The 20814-nt window shown below is 29.1% G+C and carries 18 protein-coding genes; 10 read left to right on the top strand and 8 right to left on the bottom strand.

Translation table 11 applies throughout. The features are described 5' to 3' along the window. Window positions 1-8 precede the first annotated feature (8 nt). Window positions 9-1868 carry an ATP-dependent endonuclease gene (locus N534_RS0106070; RefSeq protein ID WP_028891633.1) on the bottom strand — a complete coding sequence of 620 codons (1860 nt, stop codon included), beginning with the start codon at window positions 1866-1868 and terminating at the stop codon, window positions 9-11. Window positions 1869-2267: 399 nt separating this feature from the next. Beyond that, window positions 2268-2768 carry a DUF4440 domain-containing protein gene (locus N534_RS0106065; protein WP_028891632.1) on the bottom strand — a complete coding sequence of 167 codons (501 nt, stop codon included), beginning with the start codon at window positions 2766-2768 and terminating at the stop codon, window positions 2268-2270. A 350-nt stretch (window positions 2769-3118) separates the two neighbouring features. Here N534_RS0106065 and N534_RS0106060 point away from each other — a divergent pair, with 350 nt between their 5' ends. Together N534_RS0106060 and N534_RS0106055 are read left to right on the top strand one after the other, a co-directional pair. Beyond that, window positions 3119-3553, top strand: a complete 435-nt coding sequence (locus tag N534_RS0106060; RefSeq protein ID WP_028891631.1) for a hypothetical protein — start codon at window positions 3119-3121, stop codon at window positions 3551-3553. 57 nt (window positions 3554-3610) lie between these two features. Then, on the top strand, window positions 3611-4204 hold the full coding sequence (locus N534_RS0106055) for a hypothetical protein (RefSeq protein WP_028891630.1): 594 nt from the start codon (window positions 3611-3613) through the stop codon (window positions 4202-4204). 51 nt (window positions 4205-4255) lie between these two features. Here N534_RS0106055 and gltX read toward each other — a convergent pair whose 3' ends face one another. Further along, complete coding sequence (gltX, locus tag N534_RS0106050) at window positions 4256-5773, bottom strand: glutamate--tRNA ligase (protein ID WP_028891629.1); 1518 nt, start codon at window positions 5771-5773, stop codon at window positions 4256-4258. A 258-nt stretch (window positions 5774-6031) separates the two neighbouring features. Here gltX and N534_RS0106045 point away from each other — a divergent pair, with 258 nt between their 5' ends. The 4 genes from N534_RS0106045 to N534_RS0106030 all read left to right on the top strand — a co-directional run bounded on the left by N534_RS0106045 (window position 6032) and on the right by N534_RS0106030 (window position 12701). Continuing rightward, on the top strand, window positions 6032-9310 hold the full coding sequence (locus N534_RS0106045; protein WP_028891628.1) for a DUF4175 family protein: 3279 nt from the start codon (window positions 6032-6034) through the stop codon (window positions 9308-9310). An 88-nt stretch (window positions 9311-9398) separates the two neighbouring features. Next, window positions 9399-9815 carry an rRNA maturation RNase YbeY gene (gene ybeY, locus N534_RS0106040; RefSeq protein ID WP_028891627.1) on the top strand — a complete coding sequence of 139 codons (417 nt, stop codon included), beginning with the start codon at window positions 9399-9401 and terminating at the stop codon, window positions 9813-9815. A 31-nt stretch (window positions 9816-9846) separates the two neighbouring features. Then, entirely contained in the window at window positions 9847-11724 is a 1878-nt protein-coding gene (gene mnmG, locus N534_RS0106035; RefSeq protein WP_028891626.1) for a tRNA uridine-5-carboxymethylaminomethyl(34) synthesis enzyme MnmG, read from the top strand. Between the two features lie 119 nt (window positions 11725-11843). Next, window positions 11844-12701 (top strand): class I SAM-dependent methyltransferase, encoded by an 858-nt coding sequence (locus tag N534_RS0106030; protein ID WP_369791957.1) that lies wholly within the window; start codon window positions 11844-11846, stop codon window positions 12699-12701. A 143-nt stretch (window positions 12702-12844) separates the two neighbouring features. Here the strand turns inward: N534_RS0106030 and N534_RS0106025 are convergent, their stop codons facing one another. Beyond that, window positions 12845-13243, bottom strand: coding sequence for a DoxX family membrane protein (locus N534_RS0106025; protein WP_028891624.1), 399 nt, complete (start codon window positions 13241-13243; stop codon window positions 12845-12847). Window positions 13244-13358: 115 nt separating this feature from the next. Between N534_RS0106025 and N534_RS0106020 the strand changes: the two genes are divergently transcribed. Together N534_RS0106020 and N534_RS0106015 are read left to right on the top strand one after the other, a co-directional pair. Continuing rightward, window positions 13359-14282, top strand: a complete 924-nt coding sequence (locus N534_RS0106020) for an SPFH domain-containing protein (protein WP_028891623.1) — start codon at window positions 13359-13361, stop codon at window positions 14280-14282. Between the two features lie 30 nt (window positions 14283-14312). Beyond that, complete coding sequence (locus tag N534_RS0106015) at window positions 14313-15185, top strand: LytTR family transcriptional regulator DNA-binding domain-containing protein (RefSeq protein ID WP_081728288.1); 873 nt, start codon at window positions 14313-14315, stop codon at window positions 15183-15185. A gap of 185 nt (window positions 15186-15370) precedes the next feature. Here the strand turns inward: N534_RS0106015 and N534_RS0106010 are convergent, their stop codons facing one another. The 4 genes from N534_RS0106010 to rnr form a co-directional block, all read right to left on the bottom strand. Further along, window positions 15371-15565: a twin-arginine translocase TatA/TatE family subunit gene (locus tag N534_RS0106010; protein WP_028891621.1), complete on the bottom strand. Its 195-nt coding sequence runs from the start codon at window positions 15563-15565 to the stop codon at window positions 15371-15373. Between the two features lie 33 nt (window positions 15566-15598). Continuing rightward, window positions 15599-16276: a head GIN domain-containing protein gene (locus tag N534_RS0106005; RefSeq protein WP_028891620.1), complete on the bottom strand. Its 678-nt coding sequence runs from the start codon at window positions 16274-16276 to the stop codon at window positions 15599-15601. Window positions 16277-16344: 68 nt separating this feature from the next. Continuing rightward, window positions 16345-16974: a hypothetical protein gene (locus tag N534_RS0106000; protein ID WP_028891619.1), complete on the bottom strand. Its 630-nt coding sequence runs from the start codon at window positions 16972-16974 to the stop codon at window positions 16345-16347. A gap of 17 nt (window positions 16975-16991) precedes the next feature. Next, window positions 16992-19187 (bottom strand): ribonuclease R, encoded by a 2196-nt coding sequence (gene rnr / locus N534_RS0105995; RefSeq protein WP_028891618.1) that lies wholly within the window; start codon window positions 19185-19187, stop codon window positions 16992-16994. Between the two features lie 118 nt (window positions 19188-19305). Here rnr and N534_RS0105990 point away from each other — a divergent pair, with 118 nt between their 5' ends. Both N534_RS0105990 and N534_RS15430 read left to right on the top strand, forming a co-directional pair. Further along, window positions 19306-20217, top strand: a complete 912-nt coding sequence (locus N534_RS0105990) for a diacylglycerol kinase family protein (RefSeq protein WP_231517306.1) — start codon at window positions 19306-19308, stop codon at window positions 20215-20217. 76 nt (window positions 20218-20293) lie between these two features. Further along, window positions 20294-20461, top strand: a complete 168-nt coding sequence (locus N534_RS15430) for a hypothetical protein (RefSeq protein WP_170141618.1) — start codon at window positions 20294-20296, stop codon at window positions 20459-20461. The last annotated feature ends 353 nt before the right edge of the window (window positions 20462-20814 follow it).

Raw genomic sequence — 20814 nt, 5'->3', positions numbered from 1 at the left:
GTAGACTATTATTCATTAGTCCATTTTATTATTAATTGATTTGTCAATTCTTTCATTCTTGGAGCATCATTTTCAATTTTAGTTTTAGTAGCAAAATCTTCAACAAATTTTTTTGAAAGTTTCACCTTTAAAGACTCCAGTTTATGTTTGTTCTTTAAAGCTTCTGATTGTTGTTTTAGTTGTATAATAATTGCTTTAGAATCATCTATGGTAAACGTTGTATCTAACTCTGTTTCAAAAAACGACTTGACATAATCCATAGGCATCATATCCTCCATAGTAGAATGTTGAGGAATAGTTGAAACCAAATCTCTAAGAGTAAATACATTGTTCTGATTGTATGTATCCTTGAAATTATCAAATATTTTTTTTCGATTATCTCTTCCTTCCTTATCATCGTCAAATAAAACAAATGCTGGAACATCTTCATTAGAAAGTAATGAAGCAATTCCAGGAGCTTTCGATGCACCCCCTGCAGATTTTGTTGAATAACTAAGTGAAATATCTAATTTATCTAAAACATGTTGAATAATATGTTTATCGTCCCCACCTTCAACAATTAGTATATATTGAGGCAATAATTCTTTAAAAAGGTTTAAACCAAAAGCAGAAGTAAGAACATCATCGTCTTCAATGGGGGTGTTTTCATCTATTTGAAAGATAGAAGTTTCCGCTTTTTCCTTTTTTACAATCCAATGCCTTTCTTGGCAGTTTGTGTCAACCATGTAATGACTGTGAGTGGATACAAAAACATGATTATTTTTTCCAATTTTGAGTATTTCATCTCTCATATAACGCACTCCACTAGGATGAAGATGTACTTCTGGCTCATCAATAAGTATAACTTTGTTTTTAAGATTATTACTGTCATTTTGAGCCGATAACGAAAGTATCAATGAAACAAATTGTTGAAACCCGTCACTTCTTTGTTCCATTCTGAAATAACTATGTTTTTTGTCTTTATCTTCAATAAACACTTGGCAATTACCCGCATTTATGGAAACTACAATTTTAATTTTATGCTCTTTCCATATCTTATTAATATGCCTAGTTGTTGCAGAAGAAAGTTTATCCTTTAGTTCATCAGTTTTTTCTTGATTTTTTAAAGCTCTTTCAATTGTTCTTTTAATTGATTCTTTATCAGAATATCCACTAATGTGAAATATATTTTTTAAAGGTATAGATAAGAAAGTTGAATCTTTAAATTCATTGAGGTTTATGGGACCATTAATCAAAAATTCTTTTTTAGGTTTCCAAATTTGAACCTTTGGGATATTTGCATCAAAAACACTAGTGAATTTTTCTGTAATAATATTTTCCAAAATTGTTTTATTAAGAAGTTTTTGATTCTCCTCTAAAAAACTTGATGAGTTTTGCTTCGTAATTGATTCTTGAATTTGGTTCTTTTCTTTAATCAAGAAAATTTGTTCGTCTTCAATTATATACTTAAATAAATCAATATCTTCTATTTCTACAATATAACCTGAACTAGGTGATTTTTCTTTAATATAAACGTTTTTCTGTAACTTTTTAAACTTTATCTGTTTAACGATTTCTTCTGGGATACCACAAGTTTCATTCATCTTTTTAATCCACCAAAAAGTCATCTTTTGGTCAAAATCTACAAAAAGTTCAACGTAGTCATTTTCATCTAATGCTGGTTTGAAACAAATTTCTTCATAATCAAATTTTGAAAAATCTTTGTCAACTAAGTTCAAAGCTTCAAGTATAGATGACTTCCCCGTTTCATTTAAGCCTACAAAGAAGCAAGAATTACTTTTATTTGAATAGCTTCCATATTCTTGAAATGGAATAACCACATCTTTAATACTCTTGTAATTTTTTATTTGGACTTGGATTATTTTCATATTTAAATTTTTCTCTTACATGCAACTTATACACATGCAACCATTATTCTTTACGGCAATCCATAAAGAAGTGTTTGTTTTTACTTGTTGTTTATAAAAAATAGTTGAGATAAGGGGTAGTACTACTTTTTACTTTTTTAGCCTGTTAAACATAGTAAAAAAAGAGGAGGGAGGCAAACCTTTTCGTCATTTCGAAGGAAGTAATCTATTCATTTAAAACTCTTAAGGAAAAGATTGCTTCGTTAGCACTCGCAATGACGATAATATGAATGACGATATATGAATAATAACAAAACATAAAAATGAGCGTCATTACGAGGAGGATACGATGAAGTAATCTGTTGGTTAGGAACTCGAAATAGAAAGATTGCTTCGCTGTACTTCAGAATTACAGCTAAGTTATTGTAAACAATTCCCTGTTTCGAAATCTTGTTTGGTAATTAGTTTTCCATTCATAGTATTGGTATCCCAATCTTGAGCTATAAACCATTGATTGTTTATTTTTTTCAATACCACGTGGAACCTTCCGTATGAAATAGTAGGTTTTTTATCTTTTTCTGTGGAAATGATTCGGTAATAACCTACTTCATAACCTGTATGTTCCTTATAAATTCTTTGGTCAAAACAAAAATCTATCTTTCGTCTTTTATTAATTGGTTTCTGATAAGAAGCTTCAATAGAATTTTTGTATTCAGCTCCTATACGAATTCCGTATTTGTTCGCTCTTAAAACATCATCGGTATGTAAACTATTAAATGTTTTCCAATCACGAGCTTCAAAAGATTTTTTAAATGGTTGCCAAACTTGCTCATTAATTTCATTTTCTATGTCTTGTTGATTTTGTGAAAAACCAAACACGTTTGAAAAAAGAAAAAAACAAAAGGTAAGTGCTAATTTCATTTTTGCTTCTATTAAAATTTGCTCGTTAACAAGTTAGTTAATTTTTTATACTTTTTTTCGAAATGATAAAAAATACCTATTTGGTCTTCAATTTTTGGTTTTACAAAGCTAAAAACGCCATAAAACCATTTTAAACAACGATAATAACAAAACATAGGTCTTTGTATTGCTGTTTTTAAAAAGCGTCTTAAATCACCAATTAAACAATCCTATTTTATTACTACTTTTTATACAAAACAAAACAACTATAAGAAAAAATAATACCTTGTTTTTGGGTAGAATTGTTAACTTTCGACGAAAGTTGACAGGCTTTAAACTTACCTGTTGATAGTATTTATAAAAATAAAATTATGTCGATATCAGATTTATATTCGAGCGGAAAACACAAACAAGAAATAGGGCATTTTGCCAGCATCGTAAAAATTGCTAAAGTTGACGGAATCATTTCTGAAGGTGAACAAGAATTATTAGATAGAGCTTCTAAGAAATTAAACATTAGTGAAGAAGAATATACTCTTATTTTAAAAAGTCCTGAAAAATTTCCTGTAAACTCACCAGTAAGTTACGATGAGCGTATTGAACGTTTATACCTTTTAACTAAAATGATTTTTGCTGATGAAGAAGTAGCAAAAGAAGAAGTTGGTATACTTCGTAAAATAGCACTCGCCTTAAACTTTTCTGATAAAAATGCTGAAAAAGTTTGTGATGAAGCCATCCATTTAATTTTAAATGATAATGATTTAGATGACTTTACTATCGCTATTAAAAATGTTAATCTCAATTAAATTTAATATACTAAAACCCTTTTAAACCAGTTATTACTCTTAAACACAATTCTCCCGATGAAACATAAAATTTTATTCATAGCAATCTTTACCTGTTTAACAACATCCGTTTTTTCACAAAACTTAAACGATTCTTGGCAAATAGGTATAGGTTTCGGAATAACGAAATTTAGTGAAAGTGATGCCGCTTTTATTGGTGATCAACACTTATTTCAAGTACCAACCTTAAGTTTAACTATGCCTATTGGCGATCGTTTTTCTTTAGATGGAGCCATGTCATTTAACACAATTGATGATGTAGGGTTTATTTCTAATTCAGTAAAGTATTTTTCTATGGATGCTTCTTTTCGTTATAATTTTGATGCTGTATTAGATAAACTTGCTCCGTATGTTTTTGTTGGAGGAAGTTTAGTAGATTCTGAACGTAAAATGACACCAACATTAAATATTGGTGGTGGTGGAATTTACTGGGTGAGTGATAAAGTGGGTATCAATCCTCAATTATATTACAAGCACTCTTTTGAAGGATACGAAAGTATGCGTTCGCACATTCAAGGAACTTTAGGTATAGTTTTCAAATTAAATTGGAATAATAGTGGTTCTTCAGGAAGACGTAGTTCAGCTAAACATTTAGGAGGTTGTATGATTTAAACCTCAAAATATAACACAAAAAAAGCCGCTTGTTAAGCGGCTTTTTTTGTGTTATGATAATACGTTTATTGCATTTTGTATTCTTGTAATGGTAGTTTCTTTACCAATCATTTTCATAATATCAAACAAATCTGGTCCTGCTAACTTACCTACTAAACTTAAACGAAGTGGTTGCATTACTTTACCAAAACCAATTTCTTTAGAAGTAATCCACCCTTTAATATCTGTTTGAGTATTTTCAACTGAGAAATCTTCAATTTTAGAAATTACTTCAATTAACTCTTGCATTAAAGCTCCAGTTTCAGGTTTCCATTGTTTCTTTGCTACTTTCTCATCATATTCTGATGGGTTTTCAAAGAAAAAGTTTGATAACTCCCAAAAATCTGCCACAAACGTAGCACGTTCTTTTATTAAACCAACTACTTTTTCAGCATAGGCTTCATCCGTTTTAATTCCTTTTTCTTCAAGAATAGGTAAATATAAATCGGTTAAAACTTTATTCGATTTTTGTTGTAAATACTGTTGATTAAACCATTTTGTTTTATCTGGACTGAATTTCGCTCCTGATTTACTTACTCTACTTAAATCGAACGCTTCAACCAATTCTTCTAAACTAAACATTTCTTGTTCCGTTCCTGGATTCCACCCTAAGAAAGCTAACATATTAATGAAAGCATCAGCAAAATACCCGTCTTCTCTATATCCTCGTGAAATATCATTAGTTTCTTCGTTAGTATATTCTAACGGGAAAACTGGGAAACCTAATTTATCTCCATCACGTTTACTTAATTTTCCTTTTCCTACTGGTTTTAAAATTAATGGTAAGTGAGCAAATTTTGGTGCTTTCCAACCAAAAGCGCGGTATAATAATTCGTGAAGTGGGAGAGAAGGTAACCACTCTTCACCACGAATTACATGCGAAATTTCCATTAAATGATCATCAACAATATTTGCTAAGTGATAGGTTGGCATACCATCTGACTTAAACAATACTTTATCATCTAAGGTATTTGTTTCAACTTTAATCGTACCACGGATTTCATCTTGTAAAATCAAGGTTTCATCTTGTGGAGTCTTAAAACGGATTACATACTTTTCTCCTGCATTTATCTTTTCTGAAACTTCGTCAGCAGAAAGCGCTAAAGAATTGTTTAATTTTAATCGGTTGTGCCAATTGTAGATAAAGGTTTTTCCTTTTTCTTCATGGTCTTTACGGTGTGCATCTAATTCTTCAGCTGTATCAAAAGCATAATACGCCCAACCGCTTTCAATTAACTGGTCGGCATATTTTTTATACAAATCTTTACGCTCAGACTGACGGTATGGTCCGAATTTTTCATTCTTACCTGGACCTTCATCGAAAGGAATATTACACCATTCTAACGAATTGATGATGTATTGTTCTGCATTAGCTACATAACGAGTTTGATCGGTATCTTCTATACGTAAAACAAAAGTTCCGTTATGTTTTTTAGCAAATAAATAATTGAATAAAGCAGTTCTTACACCACCCATGTGTAAAGGTCCTGTTGGACTCGGAGCAAAGCGTACTCTTACGTTCTCAGTCATTTTTTATTGATTTGAAAACGCAAAGATAGTTTTATGTTTAGAAATAGAAAAGAGAATCAAGATCGCTTCTCTGAAAGAATAAAGACATGTAGCTAAAAGCAAAAATAGCGCAACTACAACTAATCATCTAATTCTATTAATTCATGACTTCATACAACCGATTTTTAACGCTTTTCAGGAGTTTTCTCCCTAAAACAACATGTTTACACAAATCTTAACTTAGAATTCCTTATAAATCACGTATTTTTATAATTACTTATGGGAGAGTTTACTAAAATACAGCAAAAGCTACAGCAATTCAGTAGAAAATACTATACCAATGAATTGATAAAAGGAAGCATTTTATTTGTTTCATTAGGGTTACTATATTTATTTTTCACCTTATTTATTGAATATTTTCTTTGGTTACAACCCACCGCTAGAACCCTTTTGTTTTGGTTGTTCATTGTTGTTGAATTGTTTTTACTATTCCGTTTTATATGTTTTCCTATCTTTAAAATTATAGGATTACAAAAAGGAATTTCTTTTGAAGAGGCTTCTAAAATTATCGGAAATCATTTTCCTGAAGTAAAAGACAAACTATTAAACGTTTTACAATTACAGCAAAACAATCAGCAATCTGATTTATTAGTTGCAAGTATTGAACAAAAATCGAAAGAATTACAACCCATATCTTTCAACAAAGCCATCAATTTTAGTAGCAATAAAAAATATTTAAAATATGTATTGATTCCTGTTTTTATTTGGGTGCTTTCTATGCTTACAGGAACTTCTGAAAAGCTTTCTCAAAGTTTAAATCGAGTGGTAAATCATTCGGTAGCTTACAATCCGCCTGCTCCATTTTATTTTAATTTAACCGCAAAAGATTTGCGTGTAATTAAAGGAAAAGATATTACTATATATTTTCAAACAACAGGAGAGGTTATTCCAAATGAAGCTAAAGTTCATTTCAACAATCAGCAATACTTTTTAGAAAACGAAGGAAACGGATTATTCTCTTATACTTTTTCAGAAGTACAAAACCCCATAACTTTTTATGCGAGTGCAAATGGAATTAATTCACAAGAATATAAACTTACCATAATCAATACTCCTTCAATACAAAACATTTCATTACATCTACAATATCCATCGTATATTAAAAAAGCTAATGAGACTATTAATAACACTGGAAACTTAAATGTTCCACAAGGAACATTCATTACTTGGCATATTAAAACTTCTGAAACCGATACAGTTACCTTCATAAATAATAAAAAACGAGAAATTTTTACACAAAAAGAAAACGAGAAATTTGAGTTTAAAAAACAACTGAATGAGAGTTTACACTATCAAATTGCCACATCTAATAAAAACTTAAAAGATTACGAACAATTACAATTTTCTATTGATGTTATTAAAGATGAATATCCAACGATTTCAGTCAATTCTAACATCGATAGTATTACTAGAGGTAATGCTCAATTTGCAGGTCAAATTGCAGATGATTATGGGTTCAAAAAACTAGAAATAGTTTATTATGATAAAAGCAATTCTCAGTATATCGAGAGTAAATCTATAACCATTAATAAAGAGAATATCCAAACTTTCTATTTTGAATTTCCTGGTGATTTGAATCTAAAAGATGGTATCAATTACGAACTGTTTTTTCAAGTATATGATAACGACATTATAAATGGCAGTAAAAAAGCCCTAAGTAAAAAGTTTAGTTATCGTCAAAAATCTGAAGAAGAAATAGAGGAGGAACTTTTATTAGAGCAAAAAAATTACATTGAAAACATTAACAATTCTTTGGATCAACAACAACAAAGTAAAAAAGAATTGGAGAAAATACAGTTCGATTTACAGAGTAAAAAGAACATTAACTGGAACGATCAGAAGAAAATTCAGAACCTTGTTAAGCGTCAAGAACAGTATAAGGAAATGATGCAACGTCAAACTCAAAAATTACAAGAGAATTTCTCTGAAAAGAAAGAAGAAAATGAAACACTTCAAGAGAAAAAAGAAAACTTACAAAAACGTATAGAAGAACTTAAAAAGCTTGAAAAGCAACAAAAATTATTAGATGAGTTAAATAAGTTAGCGGACAAACTTAATAAGGAAGAGCTTATAAAAAAGACCAAAGAACTTGCAGAACAAAACAAACAACAAGAACGTAGTTTGGAGCGTATTTTAGAAATGACCAAACGTTTTTATGTAGAACAGAAGATGAGTCAACTTGCAAATAAGCTTGATGAATTATCAAAAAAACAAGAAAAATTAAGCGATAAAAACACAATAAAAGAAGAGCAAAAAGAAATTAATACTGAATTTCAAAAAGCAAAAAAAGAATTAAATGAACTTCATAAAGACAATGAAAATTTAAAACAACCCATGGAAATTCCTTCTATGGAAAATTTAGAAAAAGAAGTTCAAGAAGAACTCAATAAGGCTGATGAAAATTTAGAAAACAATCAGCAACAGAATGCTAAAGAAAATCAGAAAAAGGCTTCTGAGAAAATGCAGCAAATGAGTCAGAAGATGCAACAAGCAATGCAATCGATGAGTACTGAAATGGAGGAGGAGAATATGGAAGGTTTACGTCAAATCTTAGAAAATTTAATTACATTTTCTTTTGATCAAGAAGCTTTGATGGATGAGTTTTCTTCAACAAATTCTTCACATCCAAACTTTGGTAAAAATTTACAAAAACAACACCAGCTTAAAACTTATTTTGAACATATAGATGATAGTTTATTTGTACTTTCTATGCGTATACCTAGTATATCATCTAAAGTACAAGATCAACTAGCACAAGCTCATTATAACTTAGATCAATCATTAGAAAACTTTGCCGATAATTATTTTCAAAATGGCGTATCAAATCAACAGTATGTTATGACTTCTGCAAACACACTAGCAGATATGTTAAGTAATACATTAGATGCCATGCAAAACCCAAAACCAGGTAACGGAAAAGGGAAGGGGAAGGGCAAATCGTTTAGTTTACCAGACATTATTCAACAGCAAAATGAATTGATGGAAAAGATGAAAGAAGACATGCAAAAACAAAATCAAGGCAAACCAAAAGATGGTAAAGAAGGACAAAAAGAGGGTGAAGGCGAAAAGAATGACGATTTAGATGGTGAATTATATCAAATTTATAAAGAACAATCTCAACTAAGAGAACAATTAGAAAATGCTATTAAAGAAGGAAACGGAGATAATAAAGAAGCTAAAAAAGCATTGAAGAAGATGGAAGAATTAGAAAATCAAATTTTAGAAAAAGGTTTTACGCAAGAAAGCATTAATAGAATGCAGCAATTAAATTATGAATTGCTAAAACTAGACAAAGCTACCTTTGAACAAAACAGAGAAAAACAACGTAAATCGAATACCAATTTACAAGAGTTTAATAACAATAGCAGTAAAGAACTAAAATTTAAAAAGTTGTTTTATAACCAAACAGAGATATTAAACAGACAATCACTACCTTTGCGCCAAAATTACAAAAAGAAGGTTCAAGAGTACTTTAGCCTTCCAAAAGATAAAGAATAACGTATTAAAAAGCCTTAAAAATAGTAATTACTATAGCTTTTTAATTAACAGTTTACGATTAAGAATATATAGTATTTAATATAAAGAAATGATTGCATTTAATTACGAAACCGAATTTCAATTACACAATGAAGAAAACACTTCAAAATGGATAGAATCCTGTATTGAAAAGGAAGGTTTTGAACTAGGAGAAATCAACTATATTTTTTGTGATGATGCTTATTTACACAAAATCAATGTTGAATTTTTACAGCACGATACTTTAACCGACATTATCAGTTTCGATTATACCTTAGGTAAATTAGTAGGAGGTGATATTTTTATTTCTGTAGAAAGAGTAGAAGAGAATGCTAAAGAGTTTAATGTTTCTTTTGAAAACGAATTGCACCGCGTAATTATCCATGGTATTTTACACTATATGAAATACAAGGATAAAACAGAAGAAGAGAAAGAATTAATGCGTTCGAAAGAAAACGAATGTTTAGAAATTTTAGATAAAAAATAAAAAGCGTTCCACGTGGAACTGAATAAAAAAAATGAGTTTATTTAATACAACATACGATGTAATTGTAGTAGGAGGTGGACATGCTGGTAGCGAAGCAGCTGCAGCAAGTGCAAACATGGGAGCACACACTTTGTTAATTACAATGAACTTACAAAATATTGCTCAAATGAGTTGTAACCCTGCAATGGGAGGTATTGCGAAAGGGCAAATAGTACGCGAAATTGATGCCCTAGGTGGTTACAGTGGTATTGTAACCGATAAGACCGCAATTCAATTTAAAATGCTTAACAAATCAAAAGGACCTGCAATGTGGAGTCCAAGAGCACAATCAGACAGAATGCAATTCGCAGAATGCTGGAGAACGATGTTAGAGCAAACCGAGAATTTAGATTTTTACCAAGATTCTGTAAACGGATTGTTGTTTGATGGTGATACTATCGCAGGAGTTAAAACAGCTTTAGGTTTAGAAATAAAAGCCAAAACAGTAATCGTTACAGCGGGTACTTTTTTAAACGGATTGATTCACATTGGTGAAAAAACATTTGGTGGTGGTAGAGCAGGAGAAGGTGCTTCAACAGGTATAACAGAAGATTTAGTTGCTAGAGGTTTTGAAGCTGGAAGAATGAAAACAGGAACACCTCCACGTGTTGATGGACGTTCGTTAGATTATTCAAAAATGACAGAACAACCAGGTGATGACGCTCCTGAAAAATTCTCGTATTTACCAATTACAAAACCATTAGCGAAACAACGTTCTTGTTATTTAACGTATACCAATCCTGAAGTTCATGATTTACTTCGTGAAGGGTTTGATCGTTCACCAATGTTTAACGGTCGAATTAAATCAACAGGTCCTCGTTATTGTCCTTCTGTAGAAGATAAAATTAATCGTTTTGCAGAGAAGGAACGTCATCAGGTTTTTGTTGAACCAGAAGGATGGAATACGGTAGAAATATATGTAAATGGATTCTCTACCTCACTTCCAGAAGATATCCAAGACAAGGCTATTCGTTCAATTCCTGGATTTGAAAACGTAAAGTTTTTTAGATATGGATATGCTATCGAATACGATTATTTTCCACCAACACAATTAAAACACAATTTAGAAACTAAGTTAATTAATAACTTATTCTTCGCTGGTCAAATTAACGGAACGACAGGTTACGAAGAAGCAGCTGCACAAGGTTTAATGGCGGGTGTAAATGCTGCTTTAAAAGTTCAACAAAAAGAACCTTTTATTTTAAAAAGAAGTGAAGCATATATCGGTGTTTTAATAGATGATTTAATTACTAAAGGAACAGAAGAGCCATATAGAATGTTTACTTCTCGTGCTGAATATAGAACACTCTTAAGACAAGATAATGCCGATTTACGTTTAACAGAGAAATCTTATAAATTAGGTTTAGCTTCTCAAGAAAGAATGAATAGAGTAGAAGAGAAGAAAAACAAAACTCAAAACTTAATTGATTTTATAAGTAATTTAAGTATTACAAAAGAAGAAGTAAATCCTATTTTAGAAAGTAAGAATTTAGCGACAATTAATCAGTCAATGAAACTCTATAAAATTGCTGCTAGACCTCAATTAACTTTTTCAGATTTTCGATCTATTGAAAACTTAGAAAACTATATCCAAGAAAATTCAATCGACGATGAAATTATCGAACAAGTAGAAATTCATTTAAAATATTCTGGTTACATAGAAAAAGAAAAAAGTAATGCTGATAAATTAAATAGATTAGAGAATGTACCTATTCCTTCTACTTTTGATTACAGCAAAGTAAAATCTTTATCGTTTGAAGCGAGGGAAAAATTATCAAAAATACAACCTACATCCATTTCACAAGCTAGTAGAATAAGTGGAGTATCACCTAGTGATATTTCTGTATTACTTGTATACATGGGTAGATAACTAACAGTATTTAGAACCATAAAAAATAAATTGTTCCATGTGGAACGTTTTATTTTTTTATGTATAATTGCTAAACCAAAAACCAATGTTCCACATGGAACACTCAACACACATAAAGTTTGATTACAGAAAAAGAGTTCTATAAGAACTTAAAACCTTTTTTAAACTGTATAGATTATACAGTTTCTGAGGAGAGTTATGAAGTAATGAAAAACGAAGTTTACGATATGCTCGTAACTTCTCCTGTTCCTAGTAATTTAGATAAATACTATTTAAGTGAAAATTACATTTCACATACAGATAGTAAAAAATCTCTATTTGATAAAGTTTACCAGCTTGTAAAAAATCATACCCTTAAGAAAAAACTCAAATTAATTAACTCATTTAAAACAGAAGAAAAAACTATTTTAGATGTAGGTGCAGGCACAGGAGATTTTTTAAAAGTATGTAAAACTGGTGGTTGGAAAATTACAGGTATAGAACCTTCAGACAAAGCTAGAGAATATGCAAAAAGTAAAAATATAGTTTTGTATGAAAATTTAAATCAAGTTGAAAACAATCAATTTGATGTAATTACTCTTTGGCATGTTTTAGAACATATTCCTAATCTGGTTGAATATATTAAACAATTAAAAAAATTATTAAAACCAAATGGAGTATTAATTATAGCAGTACCTAATCATAAAAGTTTTGATGCAAAACATTACAAAGAGTTTTGGGCTGCTTATGATGTTCCAAGACATTTATGGCATTTTTCAAAAACAGCTATTTCAAAACTATTTTCTTTGGTTGATATGAATGTTGAAAAAATACTTCCTATGAAATTTGATTCGTATTATGTTTCACTTTTATCAGAAAAGTACAAAACAAAAAAATCTAGACCTTTTAACGCATTTTTCATTGGTTTACAATCAAATTTAAAAGCAAAAAGAAACGGTGAGTATTCTTCTTTAATTTATATCATTAAAAACAGGTAAAACTTAATTTAAAGGTTATTATTTCAGTTTAAAATATTAAAACATAGAAACACCTTAATAAAAATAAAAAACCTCTTAAAATTGATTTTTTAAGAGGTTTTTTAATAAGTAAAAATTATTAAATATTTAATTTAAAATAATAATTATCTATTTAATAAATACACAGCTAAAATGGCTATTAAAAAATAAACTGCTAATGTCATTGCTCCGGCATAATCTTTTGCTAAACGTTGACCTATTAATAAAAAAATTAAAGTTAAAGCACATAATTCAGCTCCTATTAAAGCATAAGTATTATTTCCTGTAGTTGCTAAATGAAAAATTCCTACAAACATTAAAGCACCTGCTAATAATTCTAAAACTAAAATAATAGCTAATAAAAGAGGTACTGAATTTTTTAATGGTGAGTTTTGAAAATGATCTTTAATAAAAGATAAATTTCCTTTCCAATCACTTACTTTATCTATTCCAGATTGTAAAAAAGTAACGATTAAAAAAAGTAATAATAAGATTTCTGTTATGCTTTGTTGTATAAGTTCCATAAAGTTGATTTTTTACAAATATATATTTTAAAATGGACTGTAACAATTCAAAAAAAGTTCGTCATATAAATAGTATCTTTAACAAAAAAATTACTAACATTTAAAAATTAAAACTATGCCTATTTACATGTATCCGGTTATCGTTATCGGTTTTTTTGTATTCTTATCAATCTTTTTTATTGTTAAACAACAAACTGCAGCTGTTATTGAACGTTTTGGTCGTTATCAAAGTATTCGTCACTCAGGATTGCAATTAAAAATTCCTTTAATGGATAGAATTGCAGGAAAATTGAGTTTAAAAATTCAGCAATTAGATGTAATCGTTGAAACAAAAACGTTAGATGATGTATTTGTAAAACTAAAAGTATCTGTTCAATACAAAGTAATAAAAGATAAGGTATATGATGCTTTTTATAAGTTAGATTATCCTCACGATCAGATTACTTCTTATGTTTTTGATGTTGTTCGTGCAGAAGTACCTAAAATGCGCTTAGATGACGTATTTGTAAAGAAAGATGATATTGCAATTGCTGTAAAAACAGAATTAAACGACGCTATGATGGATTATGGTTACGATATCATTAAAACCTTAGTTACTGATATAGATCCTGATGCTCAAGTAAAAGCTGCAATGAATAGAATTAATGCAGCTGATAGAGAAAAAACAGCAGCACAGTATGAAGGAGATGCACAACGTATTTTAATTGTTGAAAAAGCAAAAGCTGAAGCCGAAAGTAAGCGTTTACAAGGGCAAGGTATTGCCGATCAACGTCGTGAAATTGCTCGTGGTTTAGAAGAATCTGTTGAAGTATTAAACCGTGTAGGTATTAACAGTCAAGAAGCATCTGCTTTAATTGTTGTAACACAGCATTATGATACCTTACAATCATTAGGAGAAGAAACTAATAGTAATTTAATATTATTGCCTAATTCACCACAAGTGGGAAGTAATATGTTAAACGATATGGTTGCAAGCTTTACAGCTAGTAATCAAATAGGAGAGGCGATGAAAAAGGCTCAAGATAAAAAAGAAGATTAACAAAATTATAAAAAGTTGAACTAATTTAAAATGATAAAAAATTGGCTTAACAAACCATACTATTTCAATCCAACACTAAGATATAAGTTATCTGTTTGTGTTGGATTTGGTTTTTTTATATTCTTATTTGTTTTCATTTTTGAGCCCTTTAGAATGAATAATTTAAAGAATGACAGATTCTATTATTCTTTAGGTTATGGTTTTATAACTTTTGCTGTATTAATATTCACTACAGTTATAGCTCCTTTTATATTTCCTAAATTATTTGATAATGATAAATGGATATTAAAAAAACATTTATATTACTTATTAATAACTGTAGCCTTTATATCTTGCTTTAATTGGTATTACAACTCTATAGTTCAAAAGGGTGGAGAGTTAGGTATTTTATCTTTTCCAAGAATGATAATATACACATTAATTATTGGCTTTTTTCCAATAATTATATATTTATTTATAGATGAAAAATTATCGAGATCAAAAAGACTAAAAATTACTAAAAATCTTAATAATAAAATAAACAAGAGAACTAAAAAAAATGTTCAAATCAATGTAATAAATATTGAATCTGATGAAACTAAAGAGAGCATTTCAATAGATGTTAATTCTATTGTATACATAACTTCTGAAAAAAACTATGCTTCATTTTTTATAGTAAATGAAAAAGGTAATAATTTAAAAGAAATTGTAATTAGAATAACATTAACTAGTGTTTTAAATCAATTAAATGCTTATAAAAATATTGTACGTTGCCATAAATCTTACATTATAAATACTAATTATATTCAAAGTTATTCAGGAAATGCTAGAGGATATAGTATTAAAACTAATAAAACTGATTTTAATATTCCTGTTTCTAGAAGTTTTAATAAAGAAAAATTAGAAAGTTTAATCTCTTTCTAATTAAATTAACTTCCCATTTATCCCTGACTTGCTAAAAACCTTCCATTTTACAACATTTATTTTTCTATAAAAATTTAAGAATGTAGTTTTGACAATAATAGAATATAAAGTATCGGGGGGCATTTTATATTTAAAAAAAAACCGAAACAATTATGTTTCGGTTTGTTTTTTTATAGATGTTAATCTTATTTTTTATCTTCTACTTTATCAGCATCTTCATCTTCATTTTTGGTAGCATCTTTAAATTCTTTGATACCTGTACCTAATCCTCTCATTAATTCAGGAATTTTTCTACCTCCGAATAATAATAATACTAATGCAACGACAATAGCTATTTGCCAAGGCCCAATCATTCCTAAAAATATTGTAAGTAAGTTCATTTTTATAAAATTTTGCTGTACAAAGATACAAAATTAACCTCTGTGTTCAATTACTCCACCAATTACTTTTTTATCTCTAAAAACTTCAGGTTTTCCTTTGTAAAAAATAGAACCTCCAAACGATACTTTAGCGTCTAAAGTTTCACCTGCTTGTACTTCTACTTTAGATCCAGATCCTGCTTTAACAATAGTCATTTCTTCTACTGCTACTTTATATCCGTGATACATACCACCTAAATCTGCATCAACATTTTGGTTCTTTGTACTACCAGAAAGCCTTATAACTGCCCCAGAAGAACTTTTTACCTTTAAATGCTTAACCTTAACTACAAGATTGATAAAAGCTCCTTCTTGAGCCTTTATTTCAACTTTTTGTTGATTAATATCTTTACCAGTTATTGTTGCACCTTCATTGGCATCAATTACATCAATATCTTCTTTGTAATACAAGGTAGCTTTCACCTTACCATCAGCTGTAGTTTCAGGAAATTTTAATAATACTTTTAATGTATATCCTTCAACTTTTATCTTTACTTTATCAGTTTTTTCACCAGTAACTACAATTTTAGATTCATTTGATTTAACTAATTCTAAATCAATTCCGTTATACACTTTTACTTGGTAAAAGCTACCTAATTCTTTCGTCATGGTTGTTTGTGCTGATGCTATAACAGTCATCAAAAACAAACTTATAAATACTAAATTCTTCATAATAAATCCATTAGTTTATTGTACTAAAACAATAATTATACCAATACAATAAAGACAAATATTGAAATTTATTGTTGGAAGCTAAATTTAATTTCTTGTTTCTTTAAAGTTTTCAATACTTTTCCTTCTTTAGGTTTGCGTATGGTATTTATAAAAGTATATACAAAAAGTAAAGTAAGTAAACCACCTACAATTAAAGAACCTGTTGGTCCTAAAAAATCAGCAATTCCTACAATAATTTTCTTAATTAAACTTCTTCTTCCACTAGTATCAAGATGCTGACCATTTTGAATACTTAAAGCAGTTGTGTACAATACCCAAGTAATACCTCCAAAAAGAGCAGTACCGAATAGTGAAGGTTTTATCTGTTTTAAAAGTGAATAATTTTTAATTTCTACTCCTTTTAAATTTGATACAAAGAAATTATTAACATCAGTAAAAACCTCACAATTGGTGTTTATTTCAATATCTTTTATCTTACTATCCTTAAATTCAATTGTAATTTGAGAATCAGATTCGTTAAAAAGAACTTCTTTTATGTCATTTGTTTTATAAATAGACATGTTAGAAAGTTCGTTATTCTCTATAAGATCGTTAATGTTAACATCTTTAGTTTCTTCTGTTATCCAAATTGAGTTTTCAGTTGCAATTAAATAATTTTTTGTTTTTTCTGTTTCGTTTGTAATCCAAATTTTCATAGTTATTTATATATAATTTAATGTGATATCAAATTAAAATCTAGGTGTTTACGTTCTAAATCAGTGTGTTTTACTTTTACAACTACTTCATCACCTAATTGAATCATGTTTTTAGTCGACTGACCAATCACAGCATATTGTTTTTCGTCAAAGATATAATAATCGTCCTTAATGTCTTTAATACGCACCATACCTTCACATTTATTGGATTTTATTTCTACATAAATTCCCCATTCAGTAACACCAGAAACAACACCTTCAAATTCTTGATCTTTATGATCTTGCATGTATTTAACTTGCATATATTTGATAGAATCTCTTTCTGCTTTTGATGCTAATTCTTCCATTTTTGAAGAGTGTTTACATTTCTCTTCATAAATTTCAGCTTTAGGTGAATTTCCTCCATCTAAATAGTGTTGTAATAAACGATGCGTCATCACATCAGGATAACGACGAATTGGTGAAGTAAAGTGGCTATAATAATCAAAAGCTAATCCGTAGTGGCCTATATTTTGAGTAGTATATTCTGCTTTACTCATGGAACGAATCGCTAAGGTTTCTACCATATTGGCTTCACCTTTTCCATGAACATCAGATAATAATTTATTTAAACTATCAGAAGTTTTTTGACGTGTTTCTGTATTAATCTTATATCCAAACTTGCTTACAATATTTTGTAAAGAAGCTAGTTTTTCAACATCAGGTTCGTCGTGTACACGATAAACAAAAGTTTTATTACTTGGTCTTCCACCTGATAATCCAACAAATTCAGCTACTTTTTTATTTGCTAACAACATAAATTCTTCAATTAATTTATTAGCATCTTTGGCTTCTTTAAAGAATACTCCAGTAGGATTTGCATTTTCATCTAAGTGAAACTTTACTTCAATTTTATCAAAAGAAATAGCACCAGATTTCATGCGTTTCTTGCGCATTTTTTTTGCTAATTCATCAAGTTTAAGCGTAGCTTCAACAATATTTTCATCAACTTCATAGGCTTCACCAGTTAATGAAACATCTTCTGGAATTATATTACCTTTTGTTTCTATTATCGCTTGGGCTTCTTCATAAGCAAAACGTTTATCAGAATAGGTAACTGTTCTTCCAAACCATTGATTTACTACCTGAGCCTTTTCATTCATTTCAAACACTGCTGAGAATGTAAGTTTTTCTTCATTTGGTCGTAAAGAACAAACTCCGTTACTCAACATTTCAGGAAGCATTGGAACTACTCTGTCAACTAAATATACTGATGTTGCACGATCATAAGCTTCATCATCTAAAATAGTTTTAGGTTGTACATAATGAGATACATCGGCTATATGAATTCCTATTTCATAATTACCATTTTCAAGTTTAGTAAATGATAAAGCATCATCAAAATCTTTGGCATCTTTAGGATCGATAGTAAAGGTTAAATCACCACGCATATCTCTACGTTTGGCAATTTCTTCTTTCGTAATTTCTATTGGTAATTCAGATGCTTCTTTTTCAACTTCAGTAGGAAACTCGTATGGTAATCCATATTCTAATAAAATAGAATGAATTTCAGTATCATGATCTCCTGGTCTTCCAAGAACTTGTGTAATTTTTCCAAATGGATTTTTAGAATTCTCTGGCCAATCAGTCATTGTAGCAACGACTTTATCACCATCATTAGCTCCATTCAATTTACTTTGAGAGATGAAGATATCAGCATACATTTTATTGCTGTCAGGTACTACAAATCCAAAATTTTTATTCATTTGTAAAACCCCAACAAATTCTGTTTTAGCTCTTTCTATAATTTCAACAACATCAGCTTCTTGCTTATTACTTCTACGTTTGTTATATATATACGCTTTAACTGTATCGTTATGTAAACCTTTACCTAAATTAACAGATGGGACAAAAATATCGTGTTCAAAGTCATCACAAATAAAGTAAGCATTTCCGTTAGAAGTAACATCTAAAGTACCAATGTGATATTTACGATCTTCATTAATTTGAAATTTACCTCGGTCAACTTCTTTTATCTTTTTATTAGCGGTTAGTTCAGCTAATTTTTGAATAATTTGAGTCTTGCCATCAGTATCAGAAACCTTCAATTTAGCGGCAATCTGCTTATAATTGTAATATTTATTGCTGTCTTCGTTAAGTATTTTGAAAATGTTTCGGGTAAGATCTTTAATTACCTTTCCCTTTTTTTTGTAGATTTTTTTCTTTCTAGTCATTAATCTTTCGTCTTATTTAATTTTCAACCAAAGTACGAATAAAATTAACGCCAATGATTTTAAATAACTGTTATAAATTCATTTCGTACATTTCAACTTTTTATTTAAAAGTATGTATATGAGTGATTCATGGTTTGTAATTGTAAATCCAGTTGCAGGAAAAGGTAATTTTAATAAGATTTGGAATACTATTCAACAAGAATTAACAACTCAAAATATTACCTTTAAGTATGCACAAACTACCCATACTAAACATGAAATAGCATTAGTTCAAGAAGCTATTAATGAAGGTTTTAAAAAAATTATTTCGGTAGGTGGTGATGGTACTTTACATCATATTATTAACGGAATAATGACTCAAAATACAATTGATAATCAAGAAATTACAATAGCTGTAATTCCGTTAGGAACCGGAAATGATTGGATTAAAACCTATAATATTTCAAAAAATATAAAAAAAGCAATTAGTTATATTCAACAAGGTAAAACGATACATCAAGATGTTGGCTATTTAGAATTAGAAAACACGTCTTCATACTTTTGTAATGTAGCAGGAATAGGTTATGATGGATATGTTGTTAATAAGTTGAATAAACTAAAAAGATTTGGACCTATTGCTTACTTATTAAGCGGAATAGCGGGTTTATTACTTTATAAAAAAACTACTTTTACTATAGAAGTTAACAATCAAATTATTAAAACAAAATGTTTAATGACCTTATTCGGAATTTGTAAATTTTCGGGTGGTGGTATGCAATTAACTGATTATAAATATAGTAGTAATGGTTTATTTGATATAACGGTTGCTAAGAACTTCTCTTTAGTAGATTTATTATTTAATATTCGAAAATTATACAACGGAAAAATAGTACAACATAAAAAGGTAGAAACACATGTATCAAACTCACTGTTAATAACTCCTTTAAATAATACAGATTTACCTTATATTCAAGCAGATGGAGAGTTAATAGGTCAAGGCTCAGTAAAAGTAAGTATGTTTAAAAGAGCTGTTAAAATCATAATTCCGTAAAAGTTAAAAAAAACTTAAGAAAATTGTAACATATCTTAATTTTATACGTCTTTATAATAAAAGAAAGTCGTTATAAATGAAAAGCTTACGCAAAATAATAGCACTATTTATTTTCATATTCATTACAGGAATTATCGTTACTGTAGTAAGTATTAATACGACTTTAAACGAAAAAAATCCTACAGAAGTAGTAAAAGCAAAAGACTCTGTTTACCTTATAAAAGCGGCTAAAAAAGCCGTTTAATAGCAAGGTGATAGCCAAGTAATTTTTCATTATACACACTTATCAGTATTTATTAACAAAAGTAGCTTACACAGCTTAATTTTTCGGAATTTTACCTTGCAAAAGGAGAAAGAACAGGATCCCTTCTCTCTATCTTATTTCAGCAACTTTCAACCAAAAGAAGTTTAAGAAAGCTTTCTAAGTAATAAATCACAAATACGTAAAAACTAAAATTTATCTTCAGAAAAAGAAAATCTAAAATTTAAAAAAAACTGTTATTAACATATTATATTATTAATAAAAAAGATTTTTAAAATTTAAAAAAAGAAATGATTGTTATTATAGCGTGTTAATATGTGGAATAAAAAGTGGAT

The sequence above is a fragment of the Tenacibaculum sp. 47A_GOM-205m genome, assembly GCF_000518405.1.
Classification (GTDB): domain Bacteria; phylum Bacteroidota; class Bacteroidia; order Flavobacteriales; family Flavobacteriaceae; genus Polaribacter; species Polaribacter lutimaris.
The sequence above is the reverse complement of the archived record's forward strand: the minus strand, read 5'-3'. Positions and strand labels throughout refer to the sequence as shown.